The 16,871-nt window shown below is 56.3% G+C and carries 17 protein-coding genes; 13 read left to right on the plus strand and 4 right to left on the minus strand.

What is annotated here, in order from left to right; translation table 11 throughout:
• Window positions 1–19: 19 nt before the first annotated feature.
• Entirely contained in the window at window positions 20–532 is a 513-nt protein-coding gene (zur, locus tag LLF79_RS20130) for a zinc uptake transcriptional repressor Zur (RefSeq protein WP_008503369.1), read from the minus strand.
• Window positions 533–647: 115 nt separating this feature from the next.
• Between zur and LLF79_RS20135 the strand changes: the two genes are divergently transcribed.
• The 4 genes from LLF79_RS20135 to pspG all read left to right on the plus strand — a co-directional run bounded on the left by LLF79_RS20135 (window position 648) and on the right by pspG (window position 4,076).
• The gene (locus tag LLF79_RS20135; RefSeq protein WP_023293524.1) at window positions 648–1,136 is read left to right on the plus strand and encodes a cupin domain-containing protein; all 489 of its coding nucleotides are present in this window, start codon (window positions 648–650) and stop codon (window positions 1,134–1,136) included.
• A gap of 172 nt (window positions 1,137–1,308) precedes the next feature.
• A complete protein-coding gene (locus LLF79_RS20140) occupies window positions 1,309–2,619 on the plus strand; it encodes a conjugal transfer protein TraF (RefSeq protein WP_021242754.1) in 1,311 nt (436 codons plus the stop codon).
• A gap of 82 nt (window positions 2,620–2,701) precedes the next feature.
• A complete protein-coding gene (gene dusA / locus LLF79_RS20145; protein ID WP_023293522.1) occupies window positions 2,702–3,697 on the plus strand; it encodes a tRNA dihydrouridine(20/20a) synthase DusA in 996 nt (331 codons plus the stop codon).
• A 136-nt stretch (window positions 3,698–3,833) separates the two neighbouring features.
• A complete protein-coding gene (pspG, locus tag LLF79_RS20150; RefSeq protein WP_023293521.1) occupies window positions 3,834–4,076 on the plus strand; it encodes an envelope stress response protein PspG in 243 nt (80 codons plus the stop codon).
• Window positions 4,077–4,260: 184 nt separating this feature from the next.
• On the opposite strand, the gene LLF79_RS20155 is transcribed toward pspG, so the two are convergent.
• A complete protein-coding gene (locus LLF79_RS20155) occupies window positions 4,261–5,244 on the minus strand; it encodes a quinone oxidoreductase (RefSeq protein WP_008503374.1) in 984 nt (327 codons plus the stop codon).
• A gap of 60 nt (window positions 5,245–5,304) precedes the next feature.
• Between LLF79_RS20155 and dnaB the strand changes: the two genes are divergently transcribed.
• The 8 genes from dnaB to LLF79_RS20195 all read left to right on the plus strand — a co-directional run bounded on the left by dnaB (window position 5,305) and on the right by LLF79_RS20195 (window position 12,509).
• Window positions 5,305–6,717: a replicative DNA helicase gene (dnaB, locus tag LLF79_RS20160; protein WP_008503375.1), complete on the plus strand. Its 1,413-nt coding sequence runs from the start codon at window positions 5,305–5,307 to the stop codon at window positions 6,715–6,717.
• Between the two features lie 16 nt (window positions 6,718–6,733).
• Window positions 6,734–7,813 (plus strand): alanine racemase, encoded by a 1,080-nt coding sequence (alr, locus tag LLF79_RS20165; RefSeq protein ID WP_023326501.1) that lies wholly within the window; start codon window positions 6,734–6,736, stop codon window positions 7,811–7,813.
• Between the two features lie 22 nt (window positions 7,814–7,835).
• Window positions 7,836–8,393, plus strand: coding sequence for a nicotinamide riboside transporter PnuC (pnuC, locus tag LLF79_RS20170; protein ID WP_023293520.1), 558 nt, complete (start codon window positions 7,836–7,838; stop codon window positions 8,391–8,393).
• On the plus strand, window positions 8,390–9,400 hold the full coding sequence (locus LLF79_RS20175; protein WP_227880264.1) for an AAA family ATPase: 1,011 nt from the start codon (window positions 8,390–8,392) through the stop codon (window positions 9,398–9,400). Before pnuC ends, LLF79_RS20175 begins: the two co-directional genes overlap by 4 nt.
• Before the next feature lie 75 nt (window positions 9,401–9,475).
• Window positions 9,476–10,669 (plus strand): aromatic amino acid transaminase, encoded by a 1,194-nt coding sequence (tyrB, locus tag LLF79_RS20180; protein WP_227880265.1) that lies wholly within the window; start codon window positions 9,476–9,478, stop codon window positions 10,667–10,669.
• 240 nt (window positions 10,670–10,909) lie between these two features.
• A complete protein-coding gene (gene aphA / locus LLF79_RS20185; protein WP_045909173.1) occupies window positions 10,910–11,623 on the plus strand; it encodes an acid phosphatase AphA in 714 nt (237 codons plus the stop codon).
• Window positions 11,624–11,736: 113 nt separating this feature from the next.
• Window positions 11,737–12,153, plus strand: coding sequence for a secondary thiamine-phosphate synthase enzyme YjbQ (locus LLF79_RS20190; RefSeq protein ID WP_227880267.1), 417 nt, complete (start codon window positions 11,737–11,739; stop codon window positions 12,151–12,153).
• Window positions 12,154–12,155: 2 nt separating this feature from the next.
• A complete protein-coding gene (locus tag LLF79_RS20195) occupies window positions 12,156–12,509 on the plus strand; it encodes an MmcQ/YjbR family DNA-binding protein (RefSeq protein WP_008503382.1) in 354 nt (117 codons plus the stop codon).
• A gap of 3 nt (window positions 12,510–12,512) precedes the next feature.
• Here the strand turns inward: LLF79_RS20195 and uvrA are convergent, their stop codons facing one another.
• Window positions 12,513–15,335, minus strand: a complete 2,823-nt coding sequence (uvrA, locus tag LLF79_RS20200) for an excinuclease ABC subunit UvrA (RefSeq protein WP_069597764.1) — start codon at window positions 15,333–15,335, stop codon at window positions 12,513–12,515.
• A gap of 251 nt (window positions 15,336–15,586) precedes the next feature.
• Between uvrA and ssb1 the strand changes: the two genes are divergently transcribed.
• The gene (gene ssb1, locus LLF79_RS20205) at window positions 15,587–16,111 is read left to right on the plus strand and encodes a single-stranded DNA-binding protein SSB1 (RefSeq protein WP_008503384.1); all 525 of its coding nucleotides are present in this window, start codon (window positions 15,587–15,589) and stop codon (window positions 16,109–16,111) included.
• A gap of 62 nt (window positions 16,112–16,173) precedes the next feature.
• Here the strand turns inward: ssb1 and LLF79_RS20210 are convergent, their stop codons facing one another.
• Window positions 16,174–16,455: a YjcB family protein gene (locus LLF79_RS20210; protein ID WP_008503385.1), complete on the minus strand. Its 282-nt coding sequence runs from the start codon at window positions 16,453–16,455 to the stop codon at window positions 16,174–16,176.
• Between the last annotated feature and the right edge of the window lie 416 nt (window positions 16,456–16,871).

Here is a 16,871-nt window from a genome sequence, read left to right on the forward strand (position 1 = left end):
GCCGCCTTTTCTTTTGCCGCTAACGCGGCTTTTTCTTCACCAGGATAGAGTGGTCGTGCTGACACGCGTCCTGATGGCGACAGGCTTCCACCTCCACGCACGCGGAACAGAGCCCGTGCGCTTCAATCACGTTATGACGAAGGGCAAAGCCCATTTTCGCTGCCAGCGTATGCATAATATCTTCCACGCCTTCCGCAGCCTCTTCTTTCACCACGCCGCAGCGGTCACAGATAAACATCGCCGATGTGTGGGTGGGCTGATCGAACAGATGGCATAGCACATAGCTGTTGGTGGATTCCACCTTGTGCACGAACCCTTGTTCAAGCAGGAAATCCAGCGCGCGATAGACCGTCGGCGGCTTTGCCTGCGGCTCGCTTTCGCGGAGTAGATCCAGCAGATCGTAGGCGCTGATGGCACCCTGCTGCAGGCTCATCAGACGTAATACTTCAAGGCGCTGCGGAGTCAGGCGCACATTGCGTTGCGCACACAGCTTTTCGGCCTGCGCTAACAGCTCTTTTGTGGACTTATCCATGTAGCACCCCGGATGTTATAGGACGGAAAACCTTCACTTTATCATGTTCTGCTAAAAACACCGAGATCCGCCAGTCTGTGCTATACCTGACCCATCGAAAACCGGGAGAACCAGAATGAAAAGACCTGACTGCATTCGACACTGGCGCGACGTGGAAGGCGCGGATGACTCGACCTACCCCGACAGCGATGAGCTGTTTTCCATTGGTGCACCGCTGGCTCGCAAGCTTGGGCTCGGGCGTATTGGCATCCATCATGAGCGCCTGCCGCCTGGGCGCAGAACGTCCTATCCGCATGCGGAGAGCGACGAAGAAGAGTTTGTTTACGTGCTCGAAGGCTACCCTGAAGCCTGGATTAACGGCCACTTGTGGAAACTGGAGCCTGGCGACAGCGTAGGTTTTCCCGCCGGAACCGGCATCTGTCATACCTTTATCAACAACACGGACGATGAGGTTCGGCTCCTGGTCGTTGGCGAGGCCAACAAGAAGCACAACCGCATCTACTACCCGCTCAACCCCGTGTATGCCGCCACGCGGGAAGATCGCTGGGTAGATCATCCCCCGCAGTTTTTTGGACCGCATGATGGAAAACCTGGGAAAAAATAATTTCCTCTTCTATAAATATTGAGGGCCGTCACAAAATATAACAGGCCGTAAGGGAGTTTTACTTAGGGAAAGAAATAGCGGGTCTTTTACTACTTATTCACAGCAATAGTTCGTTCCTGTTTGGGTGATAACAGACAGGGGTTATTTCATAACAGACTATAACGGGCATACTGTGAAAAAAAATTTTAAATTTTCGGTGGTTAGCATTGCTGTCTCCTTGTTTATGGCAAATCAGGCGGGAGCAGCCAATACCTGGACAGAATCACGCAGCGACGCAATGGGTGGCACCGGCGTGGCTTCGGGAAGCTATGGTAGTGGGGCGTTAATCAACCCCGCGCTGCTGGCAAAGGCAAAACCGGACGATGATGTGACGGTCATATTGCCTTCGGTTGGCGCGCAAATCACGGATGAAGACAATCTTCAGGACGAGATTGATAACATCAACGACAAAATTAATCACTACAAGGATGTGGTTGATAATCTCACGCCACGAGAAATTATCACCAATCCATTAGGTTCCATTAATCAATTCCAGGGCGCGGCCAAAGATCTGGCCGATGAGCTGGACTATCTCAAAGGCAAAACCGCACGCGCAACGGCAGGGGCAGGGCTTGCGGTGAGTATCCCTAACGATGTCCTTTCGGTAGCCTTCATGGCGAAAGGCTATGCCCATGGCCGGGTGAGCTCGTCTATCGATCAGCAAGATATTGATTACCTTCGCCGTATTCAACGAAGCAATGTCGTGGCTGCCGGTGTCGCGCTGGACGCTGCGCTGAATGGTACGGATCAGATCACCAAAAACCTCAACTCAACGGCATCCGGCCGGGCGGCGATAGTCTCCGATTACGGTGTTGCTGTTGCCCGTCAGTTCGATCTGGGTGGCGTCCCGGTTTCCGTGGGGGTTACGCCAAAACTGCAAAAAACCTGGGTCTATAACTACACCACGTCAATCTACGATTACGACAGTAACAAGTGGAACGACAGCCGCTACCGCACTGACGATACGGGCTTCAACGTGGATGCCGGTATTGCGGCCGATTTCGGCGAACACTGGACCGTGGGCGTGAGCGGACAAAACCTGATGTCGCGTGATATCGACACCAAAGACATCCGTATCCGCAACGGCCGTACGGGAGAAGTGGTGAGCTATAAAGACACCTATCAGATCCGTCCGCTGGTGACCGCCGGTGCTGCCTGGCACAACGACCTGGTGACGCTGACCGCCGATGGCGATCTGACCGAAACCAAAGGCTTCAAGAGCGAAGATACGTCGCAGTACGTGGGTGTCGGTGCCGAGGTGACGCCGCTGAGCTGGCTGGCGGTGCGTGCGGGTTATCGTGCCGACGTGAAGGGTAACGACAGCAATGTCTTTACCGGCGGTGTCGGTTTCGCGCCGTTTAGCACCGTGCATGTTGACCTGATGGGCCTGTACGGTGAAGACGAAACCTGGGGCGCAGGGGCTCAGCTGAGCATGACGTTCTAAAGTCCACCGGAGGCGCTGCGCCTCCGGCTTTTCTTTGTGCTATAGTAGCGCCCCTTTTCCACCAGATGCTTAAAACTTCGCCATGTCGTCAGAATTACAGACCGCTTTCCCTGCACACCGTTTTTCCATTGCGCCAATGCTCGACTGGACGGACAGACACTGCCGCTATTTCCTGCGCCAGCTCTCCCGCCATACGCTGCTGTACACCGAAATGGTGACCACAGGCGCAATCATTCACGGCAAGGGCGACTATCTGGCCTATAGCGAAGAAGAGCATCCGGTTGCCCTGCAATTGGGCGGCAGCGATCCGGCCGCCCTGGCGCAGTGCGCGAAGCTGGCTGAAGCGCGCGGCTACGACGAGATCAACCTCAACGTTGGCTGCCCGTCCGATCGCGTGCAAAACGGTATGTTCGGTGCCTGCCTGATGGGAAATGCCCAGCTGGTGGCGGACTGTATCAAGGCGATGCGCGACGTCGTTTCCATTCCGGTGACGGTCAAAACCCGTATCGGGATTGACGACCAGGACAGCTACGAATTCCTGTGCGATTTCATCAATACGGTCTCCGGCAAGGGCGAATGCGAGATGTTCATCATCCATGCGCGAAAAGCCTGGCTCTCAGGCCTGAGCCCGAAAGAGAACCGTGAAATCCCGCCGCTGGACTACCCGCGCGTGTACCAGCTGAAGCGTGACTTCCCGCACCTGACCATGTCCATTAACGGCGGCATCAAGTCGCTGGAAGAGGCCAAAGCGCATCTTGAACATATGGATGGGGTGATGGTCGGGCGCGAGGCGTATCAGAACCCGGGCATTCTGGCGACGGTCGATCGCGAAATCTTTGGCATCGAAGGTGCAGACACCGATCCGGTTGGCGTCGTGCGTGCGATGTATCCTTACATTGAGCGCGAGCTGAGCAACGGTACGTATCTCGGCCATATCACTCGCCATATGCTTGGGCTGTTCCAGGGCATTCCGGGCGCGCGTCAGTGGCGTCGCTACCTGAGCGAAAACGCCCATAAAGCCGGGGCCGATATTGAGGTGCTGGAACATGCGTTGCGCCTGGTGGCGGACAAGCGATAACTTTCGCTAAAAGTTCGTCAAATTCACCACGCCCTGCGAATTCTCGCGGGGCGTTTTGCTTTAAGAACAACACGTTATGTCTGGCATGATTCTTGTAATGTTTGCTGCATCGTTCGGGAACTCGTGGGAGAGCACCATGCTGGAACTACTTTTTGTGATTGGCTTTTTTGTCATGCTTTTAGCAACGGGCATTTCGCTGCTCGGCATTCTGGCGGCTATCGTGGTGGCGACGGTCGTCATGTTTATTGGCGGATTGTTTGCCCTGACGATCAAACTGCTGCCGTGGTTACTGCTGGCCGTCGCGGCGGTGTGGGTGATACGGGCGATTAAATCGCCAAAAGTGCCCAGTTATCAGCGCAATAACCGCTTCCGTTACTAAGGTATTGAGGGGTTCGTCACAGAGTTGTAACTTTTCCGGCAGCCTGGCTTAGAACAGAATAGGATTTACTTATCGAATCTGTCACTATGACTGCCGTTAAAGAATTCATCGCGCTGTACCCTACATACAGCCGAACTAAAAAAAGAAAGGGCTTCCCACGGGAAGCCCAATTTCTTTTTGGGGCTCAGGGAATCAATAAACTCGACCCCTGCGTTGCCCGGCTCTCCAGCACCTCATGCGCACGCTGCGCATCGGCTAGCGGGTATTTCTGCGCTTCTGCCACATCCACCTTAATGACGCCGCTGGCGATCAGCGAGAACAGCTCGTTGCTGGCTTCCTCAAGTTCTTCCCGGTTGGTGATGTAGCCTTGCAGGGAAGGGCGCGTGACGTACAGCGAGCCTTTCTGGTTCAGGATGCCGAGATTCACGCCGGTGACAGCACCTGACGCATTCCCGAAGCTCACCATCAGCCCACGACGCTGCAGGCAGTCCAGCGACGCTTCCCAGGTGTCTTTCCCTACCGAGTCATACACCACGCGCACCTTTTTGCCGCTGGTGATCTCCTTCAGCCGTTCGACAATGCTCTCTTCACGGTAGTTAATCACCTGCCAGGCGCCCGCCTGCAGCGCGCGCTGGGCTTTTTGGGCATTGCCCACGGTGCCGATCAGTTTTGCGCCCAGCGCTTTTGCCCACTGACAGGCGATGAGCCCGACGCCACCCGCCGCGGCATGAAACAGAAACTGCTCGTCGGGTTTAATTTCATAGGTTTTGCGCAGCAGGTAGTAAACGGTTAAACCTTTCAGAAAGGAGGCCGCCGCCTGCTCAAAGGAGATGGCGTTGGGCAGCAGGGCGGCTTTATCCGCCGGGACGTTGTGGACGGAGCTGTAAGCGCCCAGCGGAGATTGCGCGTACACCACGCGGTCGCCTTCTTTAATATGCTTAACCGCGCTGCCCACTTTGACGACGACGCCGGCCGCCTCGGTGCCCAGTCCGCTCGGCATCGACGGAGGCGGGTAGAGCCCGCCGCGAATATAGGTGTCGATGTAGTTTATGCCGATGGCTTTGTTTTCAACCTGCACTTCGTTTTCGCCAGGCGCGGTGGGGGTGAACTCCACCGCGTTGAGTACGTCAGGGCCACCATGCTTGTGAAATTCAATACGTGTTGCCATGCTTCCTCCAGAATGTGGTAATCTTTCGACCCACTCTTTATCTCGGTAACTCCATTCACTATGGCAGGAAACAAACCCTTCAACAAACAGACTGAACCTCGCGAGCGTGATTTCCAGGTCGCAGGGTTAAAAGTCCCGCCGCACTCGATTGAAGCGGAACAGTCGGTGTTGGGCGGTTTAATGCTGGATAACGAGCGCTGGGACGACGTCGCCGAGCGCGTGGTGTCTGAGGATTTCTACACCCGTCCGCACCGTCATATCTTTACCGAAATGGCGCGCCTGCAGGAGTCGGGTAGCCCGATTGACCTGATCACGCTCGCGGAATCGCTGGAGCGTCAGGGACAGCTGGACAGCGTCGGCGGGTTTGCCTATCTGGCAGAACTGTCAAAAAACACGCCAAGTGCGGCGAACATCAGCGCTTATGCTGACATCGTGCGTGAACGCGCCGTTGTCCGCGAGATGATCTCGGTGGCGAATGAGATCGCCGAAGCGGGTTTTGATCCGCAGGGTCGCACCAGTGAAGACCTGCTCGACCTTGCCGAGTCCCGCGTCTTCAAAATCGCCGAAAGCCGCGCCAACAAAGACGAAGGCCCCAAAAATATCGCCGACGTCCTCGACGCCACCGTCGCCCGTATCGAACAGCTGTTCCAGCAGCCGCACGACGGTGTGACCGGGGTGAACACCGGCTATGACGATCTCAACAAAAAAACCGCCGGTCTGCAGCCGTCGGATTTGATTATCGTCGCCGCGCGTCCGTCGATGGGTAAAACGACATTTGCGATGAACCTCGTCGAAAATGCGGCGATGTTGCAGGATAAGCCGGTACTGATTTTCAGCCTTGAGATGCCCTCCGAGCAGATCATGATGCGTTCTCTGGCATCGCTGTCGCGCGTGGACCAGACCCGCATCCGTACCGGTCAGCTCGACGATGAGGACTGGGCGCGCATCTCCGGCACCATGGGCATTCTGCTGGAAAAACGTAACATCTATATTGATGACTCCTCCGGCCTGACGCCGACGGAAGTCCGTTCCCGCGCGCGTCGTATCGCCCGCGAACACGGCGGTATCGGCCTTATCATGATCGACTACCTTCAGCTGATGCGCGTCCCGTCGCTCTCCGACAACCGTACGCTGGAGATCGCCGAAATTTCCCGCTCGCTCAAGGCGTTAGCCAAAGAGCTGCACGTGCCGGTGGTGGCGCTGTCGCAGCTTAACCGCTCTCTGGAACAACGTGCCGACAAGCGCCCGGTCAACTCTGACCTGCGTGAATCCGGCTCCATCGAGCAGGATGCCGACTTAATCATGTTTATCTACCGTGATGAGGTTTATCACGAGAACAGCGACCTGAAAGGGATCGCCGAAATTATTATTGGTAAACAACGTAACGGCCCGATCGGGACGGTGCGTCTGACCTTTAACGGCCAGTGGTCGCGTTTCGACAACTATGCCGGTCCTCAATATGATGATGAGTAATTTCTAAGGAATTCAAATGCAAGCGGCAACTGTTGTCATTAACCGCCGCGCTCTGCGACACAACCTGCAACGTCTGCGTGAACTGGCACCCGCCAGCAAGCTCGTTGCAGTCGTGAAAGCGAACGCTTACGGACACGGTCTTCTTGAGACCGCGCGAACGCTCCCCGATGCCGACGCCTTTGGCGTCGCCCGTCTTGAAGAAGCCCTCCGCCTGCGCGCGGGGGGGATTACCCAGCCGATTCTGCTCCTCGAAGGCTTTTTCGAAGCCACCGATCTGCCAACCATCGCAGATCAGCATCTGCACACGGCGGTACACAACGAAGAACAGCTGGCCGCACTGGAAACCGCCGAGCTGAGCGAGCCGGTGACCGTGTGGATGAAGCTTGATACGGGCATGCACCGTCTGGGCGTGCGTCCGGAAAGCGCCGAAGCGTTTTATCAGCGTTTATGCCGGTGCAAAAACGTGCGCCAGCCGGTGAATATTGTCAGCCACTTCGCCCGTGCCGATGAGCCCGAGTGCGGTGCGACCGAGCGACAGCTGGATATCTTTAATACCTTCTGCGAAGGCAAGCCGGGGATGCGCTCGATCGCCGCATCCGGCGGTATTCTGCTGTGGCCGCAGTCGCATTTCGACTGGGCGCGACCGGGCATCATTCTTTACGGTGTGTCGCCGCTGGAGAATAAACCCTGGGGGCCGGACATGGGTTTCCAGCCAGTCATGTCTCTGGTGTCTACTCTGATTGCCGTGCGTGAACACAAAGCCGGTGAACCGGTGGGCTATGGTGGCACCTGGACCAGCGAGCGCGACACGCGTCTCGGCGTGGTGGCGATGGGCTACGGCGACGGCTATCCGCGCGCTGCACCAACGGGTACGCCGGTGCTGGTTAACGGTCGCGAGGTGAAGATCGTTGGCCGCGTGGCGATGGACATGATTTGCGTCGATCTGGGGCCAGAAGCGCAGGATAAACCCGGCGACGATGTGGTGATGTGGGGGGAAGGTTTACCCGTTGAACGTATTGCTGAAATCACTAAAGTGAGTGCTTACGAACTTATCACCCGCCTGACGTCGCGGGTGGCGATGAAGTACATCGACTAACATTTCATTCCAGGGAAGGATAATGTCCCCTTCAGAAATCGCTGCATGTCTGGCCTATGCTCTCTCCGTCTGGCTGGCCGCCAGAAACAATATCCATACGTGGTGGATAGGCATCATCGGTAGCGGGCTTTATGCCTGGGTCTTCTATTCTGTGCAGCTTTATGCTGACGTTACCCTTCAGTTCTTTTTCATCATAACGAGCATAACCGGCTGGCTGCATTGGCTTAAAGGCAATCATGGAGAGGTCTTGCCTGTTCGTCGTACCAGACCGGGTCATTTTTTTATGCTTTTAGCCTGCGCCGTAAGCGTAGCAGCGGCGTACGGGTGGATATTGCATCTCTATACCAATGCATGGGCCCCCTGGCTGGACTCCATCATTTTGACATTCAGCATTCTTGCTCAGTTTATGTTGATGGGACGGCGTCTGGAAAACTGGTACATCTGGCTTGCCGTTAACACGCTGGCAGTACCGCTGTACGCGACGAGAGAACTGTACCTGACCGCCGGTTTATATCTGGTGTTTTGGTTTAATGCGTGGCACGGACTGTATCAGTGGCGCAAGGAGATCCGTGCGCAATGACGCTGTATGCCAACGGCCTGGTGGTAGGCAAATTCGCACCATTACATGCAGGCCATGAAGCGCTTATCAATACGGCACTTGAGCAGTGCGAGACGGTCTGTATCATCAGCTATTCGTCGCCGGAAATACGCGGTTACGAACCTGAAAAGCGGCTTAACTGGTTAACAACGCGCTTTCCGCAATGTCGCCACCTCGTGCTTTCGCCGCATGTGTTGGCTGCATTTGGCCTTGCGCCACCGCCACCGAATGACGCTGATGACGATCTTCACCGGCATTATGTTGCAACGCTGTGTGAGGACATTTTGCACTGTCAGCCAGAGGCGGTATTTACTGCCGAAGACTATGGAGACGGGTTTGCCGCTGTCCTGAGCCAGCGTTTCGGACGACCGGTTGCGCACGTGCGTCTCCAGCGTCAACGGGGACCAGAGGCCCCTTCGGGAACGCTCATCCGTTCTGATGTTCATCGTTATCGTAAGATGATGTCCCCAGAGGTGTACCGCAGCTTTGTTTTTCGTATCTGCTTATTAGGTGGAGAATCGACGGGCAAAAGCACGCTAGCAAAGGCTCTGGCGCAGACGCTAAACGTTCCGTACGTTGCAGAGTATGGCCGTGAACACTGGGAAGCGAAGAACGGTATCCTGGATCGGGAGGATTTGCTGCATATTGCCCGCGAGCAAGTACGTCGGGAGGCATTAGCCTGCACGGCGCCTTATCTGGTCTGTGATACCTCACCTTTAACGACCCTGTTTTACGCACTCGATCAGTTTGGCAGCGCGCCGCAGGCGTTAAAGGAGTTAGCTGAACGAGACTATGCGCTGGTCGTACTTTGCGGAGATGAATTTCCGTTTGTGCAGGATGGCACCCGGCAGGGCGAGGCGTTTCGCCACCGACAGCAAGTATGGTATGAAGCAGAGCTGTCGGCACGAAATATTCCTTTTCTGCGCGTGCGGGGCTCACTGCCTGAGCGAATCGATCACATTTGCCGATATATCCAGGGACCGATCTGATATCGCTCTCGACCTTCATCTGCTTCCGGTTTATTGTTGAAATCCCTGCCTCATCGAATTCCGGAGAACCATCGCGTGTTTCAGAAAGTTGACGCCTATGCCGGCGACCCTATCCTCTCCTTAATGGAGCGTTTCAAAGAAGATCCTCGCAGCGACAAAGTGAACCTCAGCATCGGTCTGTATTACAACGAGGATGGCATTATTCCTCAATTAAAAGCCGTTGCCGAAGCCGAAGCGCGTCTGAACGCGGTTCCACACGGCGCGTCTCTTTATCTGCCGATGGAAGGGCTAAACGCTTATCGCAACACCATTGCACCGCTGCTGTTCGGCGCCGATCACGCTGTGCTCGCGCAAAAACGCGTGGCGACCATCCAGACGCTGGGCGGCTCGGGTGCGCTAAAAGTCGGCGCAGACTTTCTGAAAAAATATTTCCCGGATTCAGGCGTGTGGGTCAGCGACCCGACGTGGGAAAACCACGTTGCGATCTTCGAGGGCGCGGGCTTTAAGGTGGCGACCTATCCGTGGTTCGACAGCGAAACGAACGGCGTGCGCGTTGACGCGCTGCTGGAAAAGCTGAACACGCTGCCAGCGCGCAGTATTGTGCTGCTGCACCCATGCTGCCATAACCCAACCGGGGCGGATCTCACCAATGCCCAGTGGGATGCGGTGATCGAGGTGCTGAAGACCCGCGACCTGATTCCGTTCCTCGACATTGCCTACCAGGGCTTTGGCGCGGGTATGGAAGAAGACGCCTATGCCATCCGTGCCGCTGCCAGCGCCGGGCTGCCTGTACTGGTGAGTAACTCCTTCTCTAAGATCTTCTCCCTGTACGGTGAACGCGTTGGTGGCCTGTCCGTGGTGTGTGAAGACGCCGAAGCGGCGGGCCGCGTGCTGGGCCAGCTGAAAGCGACGGTGCGCCGTATCTACTCCAGCCCGCCAAACTTTGGTGCTCAGGTGGTGGCGACGGTTCTCGGTGACGAAACGCTGAAAGCCTCCTGGCTTGCCGAAGTGGAAGCGATGCGTAAGCGCATCCTGTCGATGCGTCAGGAGCTGGTTAACGTCCTGAAAGAGGCCGTGCCAGGGCATAACTTTGATTATCTGCTCAAGCAGCGCGGGATGTTCAGCTATACCGGACTGAGCGCGGCGCAGGTCGATCGCCTGCGCGAAGAGTTCGGCGTCTACCTGATCGCCAGCGGCCGTATGTGCGTGGCGGGCCTGAATGCCGGCAACGTTCATCGCGTGGCGCAGGCGTTTGCCTCCGTAATGTAAGTATTCACTTACTTGCATGCTATATGTAGGCCGGGTAAGGCGCAGCCGCCACCCGGCTTTTTTGTTCGCGCCGGTGCCAGTCATTGCCCGGTGGCGCTGCGCTTTGTGATCGTCTTCTTTTTATTCCGCTTCATAAGCAAAAACTCCTTCCCTTCACCTCCCGCTGGGGTTATGGTCGGATAGTTTTTTGACCATTCACTCAAAATAAAACGATAACAAGCTGAATATTCAGGGGAAAATATGCGCAAGATCACACTGGCGCTCAGCGCCGCCTGCTTATTGTTCTCACTTAACAGCGCCGTCGTCGCGCGAGCTTCCGCCCCGACGCCGCTTTACACCGGCACTACCGCCGCCATTCTCGCCGAGCAGGCGCCCATTCACTGGGTTTCCGTGGCCCAAATCGAAAACAGCCTGATGGGGCGCCCACCAATGGCCGTGGGCTTCGATATTGACGATACCGTGTTGTTCTCAAGCCCGGGATTCTGGCGCGGCAAAAAAATGTATTCTCCCGACAGCGAAGCGTATCTGAAGAACCCGGAGTTCTGGGAAAAGATGAATAACGGCTGGGACGAGTACAGCATTCCGAAAGAGGTCGCCCGGGCGGTAATTGCTATGCATGTTAAGCGTGGCGACAGTATTTATTTCGTCACCGGTCGTAGCCAGACCAAAACGGAAACCGTCTCCAGAACACTGCAGGACGATTTCCAGATCCCGGCTGCCAATATGAATCCGGTCATTTTTGCGGGTGACAAAGAGGGGCAAAACACCAAAATCCAGTGGCTGGAAAAGAAAAACATCAAAGTGTTTTATGGCGATTCGGATAACGACATTACCGCCGCGCAGGATGCTGGTGCCAGAGGGATCAGGGTGTTACGCGCGTCTAACTCGACCTATCGACCGCTGCCGATGGCCGGAAAGTTTGGTGAAGAGGTGATCGTCAACTCGGAGTATTAAGCCTCTGGCAGCGAGTTTGACTCTTTTTTAATCAAATCTCGCTGCTGCGGGTTTTACCTTTCGCCTTCTTGCTGCACACTTAGAAAGATTCATCTTTCATTACGGAGCAGCAGATGTGGTACCAACAGACCCTGACCTTAAGCGCAAAACCACGCGGTTTTCACCTGGTGACGGATGAAGTCATCGGGCAGCTCCGCGACCTGCCGCGGGTCAAAACGGGTTTGCTGCATCTGCTGCTTCAGCACACGTCAGCCTCTCTCACGCTGAATGAAAATTGCGATCCCACCGTCCGGTCTGACATGGAGCGTCATTTTCTGAAGAGCGTCCCGGACAACGCGCCCTACGAGCATGACTATGAGGGGGCGGACGATATGCCTTCGCATATCAAATCTTCCCTGCTGGGCGTATCGCTGATGCTGCCGGTCCACAACGGACGGCTGCTGTTGGGCACGTGGCAGGGGATCTGGCTGGGAGAGCATCGCATTCACGGTGGTTCGCGTAAAATTATCGCCACGCTACAAGGGGAATAAAGATGACAATTTCGGAGATACTTCAGTACTGCATGAGCAAGCCCGGCGCGGAGCAGAGCGTCCATAGCGACTGGAAAGCCACGCAGGTTAAGGTGGGGGATGTGCTGTTTGCGATGGTGAAAGAGGTGGAGGGCCGTCCGGCGGCGTCGCTGAAAACCAGCCCTGAACTGGCGGATTTACTGCGTCAGCAGCATGATGACGTGAGGCCGAGCCAGCACCTCAATAAGGCGCACTGGAGCACCGTCTATCTGGATGGATCGATTCCAGGCTCGCAAATTTACTACCTGGTGGACGCGTCCTATCAGCAGGCGGTTGAGCTGCTGCCGGAAACGACCCGACAGCAACTCTCCGTGTGACAATTACAGCAACGGTTTAAGGAAGCGCGCGGTGTGCGAGGCTTCGCACTCTGCAACGGTCTCTGGCGTACCGGAGACGAGGATTTCACCGCCGCCGCTGCCGCCTTCCGGGCCAAGATCGACAATCCAGTCCGCGGTTTTAATCACGTCCAGGTTATGCTCGATGACCACGATGGTGTTGCCCTGATCGCGCAGCTGATGCAGCACGTCCAGCAGCTGCTGGATGTCGGCAAAGTGCAGACCGGTGGTCGGCTCATCCAGGATATACAGCGTCTGGCCGGTGCCGCGTTTTGACAGCTCGCGCGCCAGCTTCACGCGCTGCGCTTCACCGCCGGACAGCGTCGTGGCGGACTGCCCCAGACGAATGTAGGTCAGGCCGACGTCCATCAGCGTCTGCAGCTTACGCGCCAGCGCAGGGACGGCATCAAAGAACTCACGCGCCTCTTCGATGGTCATATCCAGCACTTCGTGGATGGTCTTGCCCTTGTACTTAATCTCCAGCGTTTCGCGGTTATAGCGCTTGCCTTTGCACTGGTCGCACGGCACGTAGATATCCGGCAGGAAGTGCATCTCAACCTTGATCACGCCGTCGCCCTGGCACGCTTCACAGCGACCGCCGCGCACGTTAAAGCTGAAACGTCCCGGCGTGTAGCCGCGTGAACGCGCTTCCGGCACGCCGGCAAACAGTTCACGTACGGGCGTGAAAACACCGGTATAGGTTGCCGGGTTAGAGCGTGGCGTACGGCCAATCGGGCTCTGGTCGATATCGATAACCTTATCGAAATGTTCCAGCCCCTGAATGTCACGGTACGGTGCAGGTTCGGCCAGCGTCGCGCCGTTCAGCGCCGTCTGCGCAATCGGGAACAGCGTATCGTTGATCAGCGTCGACTTACCGGAACCGGACACGCCGGTAATGCAGGTAAACAGGCCCACCGGCAGCGTCAGGGTAACGTCTTTCAGGTTGTTGCCGCGCGCGCCGGTCAGCTTCAGCACTTTTCCCGGGTTCGCCGCCACGCGCTGTTTTGGTACTTCAATCTTGCGCTTGCCGCTCATGTACTGGCCGGTCAGCGACTCGGGCACCGCCATAATGTCCTTCAGCGTGCCTTCCGCCACCACCTGGCCGCCGTGCACGCCAGCGCCCGGGCCGATGTCGATCACGTGGTCTGCGGCGCGGATCGCGTCTTCGTCGTGCTCCACCACGATCACCGTGTTGCCGAGGTTACGCAGGTGAACCAGGGTGCCGAGCAGACGTTCGTTATCGCGCTGGTGCAGGCCGATGGACGGCTCATCGAGCACGTACATCACGCCCACCAGGCCCGCACCAATCTGGCTCGCCAGACGAATACGCTGGGCTTCACCGCCGGAGAGCGTTTCTGCCGAGCGTGAAAGCGTCAGGTAGTTCAGGCCGACGTTCACGAGGAACTTCAGGCGATCGCCAATCTCTTTCAAGACTTTTTCGGCAATTTTGGCGCGCTGGCCGGACAGCTTCAGGTTATTGAAGAAGTCCATCGCGTGGCCGATGCTCATGTCTGAGATGGTCGGCAGCGCCGTATTTTCCACAAACACGTGGCGCGCTTCGCGACGCAGGCGCGTGCCCTCGCAGGTGGCGCAGGAGCGGTTGCTGATGAACTTCGCCAGCTCCTCGCGCACCGCGCTGGATTCGGTCTCTTTGTAGCGGCGCTCCATATTGTGCAGCACCCCTTCGAACGGGTGGCGACGCACGGAGGTATCGCCGCGATCGTTCATATACTTGAACTCGATGTTCTCTTTGCCAGAACCGAACAGGATCACTTTGTGTACGTTCGGGCTCAGGCTCGCCCACGGCGCTTCCACGTCGAACTTGTAGTGCTCCGCCAGCGACTTCAGCATCTGGAAGTAATAGAAGTTACGCTTGTCCCAGCCGCGAATGGCGCCACCCGCCAGCGACAGCTCCGGATTCTGGATCACGCGGTCCGGGTCGAAATACTGCTGGACGCCCAGACCGTCACACGTCGGGCAGGCGCCCGCCGGGTTGTTAAACGAGAACAGGCGCGGTTCCAGCTCGCGCATGCTGTAGCCGCAAATCGGGCAGGCAAAGTTGGCGGAGAAGAGCAGCTCTTCCGCCTGCGGGTCGTCCATGTCGGAAACCACGGCCGTGCCGCCGGAGAGCTCCAGCGCCGTTTCAAACGATTCTGCGAGACGCGTGGCGAGATCGTCACGCACCTTAAAGCGGTCAATCACCACCTCGATGGTGTGCTTCTTCTGCAGTTCCAGCTTGGGCGGGTCGGACAGGTCACACACTTCGCCGTCAATACGGGCGCGGATATAGCCCTGGCTTGCCAGGTTTTCCAGCGTTTTGGTGTGCTCACCCTTACGCTCTTTAATGATTGGTGCCAGCAGCATCAGGCGTTTGCCTTCCGGCTGCGACAGCACGTTATCCACCATCTGGCTCACGGTCTGTGCCGCCAGCGGGACGTCGTGGTCCGGGCAGCGCGGCTCACCCACGCGGGCATACAGCAGACGCAGGTAGTCATGAATTTCAGTAATGGTACCGACCGTGGAGCGCGGGTTATGCGACGTGGACTTCTGCTCGATAGAGATAGCAGGAGACAACCCTTCAATGTGGTCGACATCCGGTTTTTCCATCAGCGACAGGAACTGACGCGCGTACGCCGAGAGCGATTCAACGTAACGACGCTGTCCTTCGGCATACAGAGTGTCGAAAGCCAGTGAGGATTTGCCAGACCCCGAAAGCCCGGTCACGACAATGAGTTTGTCGCGAGGGATTATGAGGTTGATATTCTTGAGATTGTGGGTGCGGGCGCCCCGAACTTCGATCTTATCCATTCACCTTTCCCGGTTGGAACACGGATTGCCTGGTTTGTTTGAAGGACAAACGGCTGTCAGAAACGGCTAATTATGACACAATTTGACCTGTTTGAATATACAGTATTGGAATGCATTTTCTGACGGACTGTGTAACAATGTTATGTTCGCACGAGAACTCTGGAATCCATCTCGCAGCTATCAAAATGCAGCGTGGAAATGGTACACTCGCGCGTTTACACTATTAAGAAACGTATTCAGGAGACACGAACATGGCCAGCAGAGGCGTAAACAAGGTGATTCTCGTCGGTAATCTGGGCCAGGACCCGGAAGTACGCTACATGCCGAGTGGTGGCGCAGTTGCCAACATTACGCTGGCTACTTCCGAATCCTGGCGTGATAAAGCGACCGGTGAGATGAAAGAGCAGACCGAATGGCACCGCGTTGTGCTGTTTGGCAAACTGGCAGAAGTGGCCGGTGAGTATCTGCGTAAAGGTTCTCAGGTCTATATCGAAGGCCAGCTGCGTACCCGCAAATGGACCGATCAGTCCGGTGCTGAGAAGTACACCACGGAAGTCGTGGTTAACGTCGGCGGCACCATGCAGATGCTGGGTGGCCGTCAGGGCGGTGGCGCACCAGCAGGTGGCGGCCAGCAGCAGGGCGGTTGGGGTCAGCCTCAGCAGCCACAGGGCGGCAACCAGTTCAGCGGCGGCGCGCAGTCTCGTCCGCAGCAGCAGTCTGCTCCGGCGCCGTCTAACGAACCGCCAATGGATTTCGACGACGACATTCCGTTCTGATTTGTACGTCCTTGAAACAAAAAACCCAGACATCGTCTGGGTTTTTTTATTCCATAAAGGGATCAGGTAATCACCATTGGCCAGTCTGGTGGCGTGTGGCTCATCGCTTCAACCATCACCACTTTGATATTTTCCCAGACGGCGGCGATATCCAGCAGGGTAATGCCAAGCAGCCCCGTTGCAAACCAACATGCTGCACCCAGCCCCAACAGCGTGCTGATGACAGCGAGACCCGCGTAGTCAGATTTGCGAAACTGAATGTTCAGCGTGCTGGCCAAAAACATCAGTACCGCACTCAACAAAGGCCAGCGCAGGAGAACCATGCTGGTAGTAATGGTTGCCATAAACCCATCCTCTACAAAACAGACGACCTGAATGAAACGGTGTTTCTCGTTACAGAATATGTGTGAACTATATCACATTTGTTGATTTATTCGCCAGTGTCTGTGCGATCAAAAAACGGTTTTTATTCCTCAGGTAAAGAGTGTGTGCAGGCTGGCCCTGCCTTCGGCGCGCGAGGAGGCGCCCCCCAGCGTGCCGGAAACGTCCATCGGGTTAGTGGTGATACCTCAAATTCGGTTTTTATAAGAGGGGGCTCAGTCGAATCATAAAATAGTGCGGCGAAGACTGATTATTTATAAATCAACGCACACAATGCCCCACAGTAAATAGCATAAAACGTCATGATAAAGGTGCGCTTTTTTCATGCTGCCAGAAGTTTGGCTTAATCAACGATCGTCTGTTGTGTTATCTTCCCTCC

This window comes from Enterobacter cloacae complex sp. 2021EL-01169, assembly GCF_020733125.1.
GTDB lineage: Bacteria > Pseudomonadota > Gammaproteobacteria > Enterobacterales > Enterobacteriaceae > Enterobacter > Enterobacter roggenkampii.

Excerpts from the sequence above, each read along its gene's own strand:
- uvrA (WP_069597764.1), bottom strand. The coding sequence starts at position 15,335 with ATGGATAAGATCGAAGTTCGGGGCGCCCGCACCCACAATCTCAAGAAT.
- LLF79_RS20190 (WP_227880267.1), top strand. The coding sequence starts at position 11,737 with ATGTGGTACCAACAGACCCTGACCTTAAGCGCAAAACCACGCGGTTTT.
- LLF79_RS20175 (WP_227880264.1), top strand. The coding sequence starts at position 8,390 with ATGACGCTGTATGCCAACGGCCTGGTGGTAGGCAAATTCGCACCATTA.
- pspG (WP_023293521.1), top strand. The coding sequence starts at position 3,834 with ATGCTGGAACTACTTTTTGTGATTGGCTTTTTTGTCATGCTTTTAGCA.
- dusA (WP_023293522.1), top strand. The coding sequence starts at position 2,702 with ATGTCGTCAGAATTACAGACCGCTTTCCCTGCACACCGTTTTTCCATT.
- LLF79_RS20135 (WP_023293524.1), top strand. The coding sequence starts at position 648 with ATGAAAAGACCTGACTGCATTCGACACTGGCGCGACGTGGAAGGCGCG.
- zur (WP_008503369.1), bottom strand. The coding sequence starts at position 532 with ATGGATAAGTCCACAAAAGAGCTGTTAGCGCAGGCCGAAAAGCTGTGT.
- dnaB (WP_008503375.1), top strand. The coding sequence starts at position 5,305 with ATGGCAGGAAACAAACCCTTCAACAAACAGACTGAACCTCGCGAGCGT.
- ssb1 (WP_008503384.1), top strand. The coding sequence starts at position 15,587 with ATGGCCAGCAGAGGCGTAAACAAGGTGATTCTCGTCGGTAATCTGGGC.
- pnuC (WP_023293520.1), top strand. The coding sequence starts at position 7,836 with ATGTCCCCTTCAGAAATCGCTGCATGTCTGGCCTATGCTCTCTCCGTC.
- aphA (WP_045909173.1), top strand. The coding sequence starts at position 10,910 with ATGCGCAAGATCACACTGGCGCTCAGCGCCGCCTGCTTATTGTTCTCA.
- LLF79_RS20155 (WP_008503374.1), bottom strand. The coding sequence starts at position 5,244 with ATGGCAACACGTATTGAATTTCACAAGCATGGTGGCCCTGACGTACTC.
- LLF79_RS20195 (WP_008503382.1), top strand. The coding sequence starts at position 12,156 with ATGACAATTTCGGAGATACTTCAGTACTGCATGAGCAAGCCCGGCGCG.
- alr (WP_023326501.1), top strand. The coding sequence starts at position 6,734 with ATGCAAGCGGCAACTGTTGTCATTAACCGCCGCGCTCTGCGACACAAC.
- LLF79_RS20210 (WP_008503385.1), bottom strand. The coding sequence starts at position 16,455 with ATGGCAACCATTACTACCAGCATGGTTCTCCTGCGCTGGCCTTTGTTG.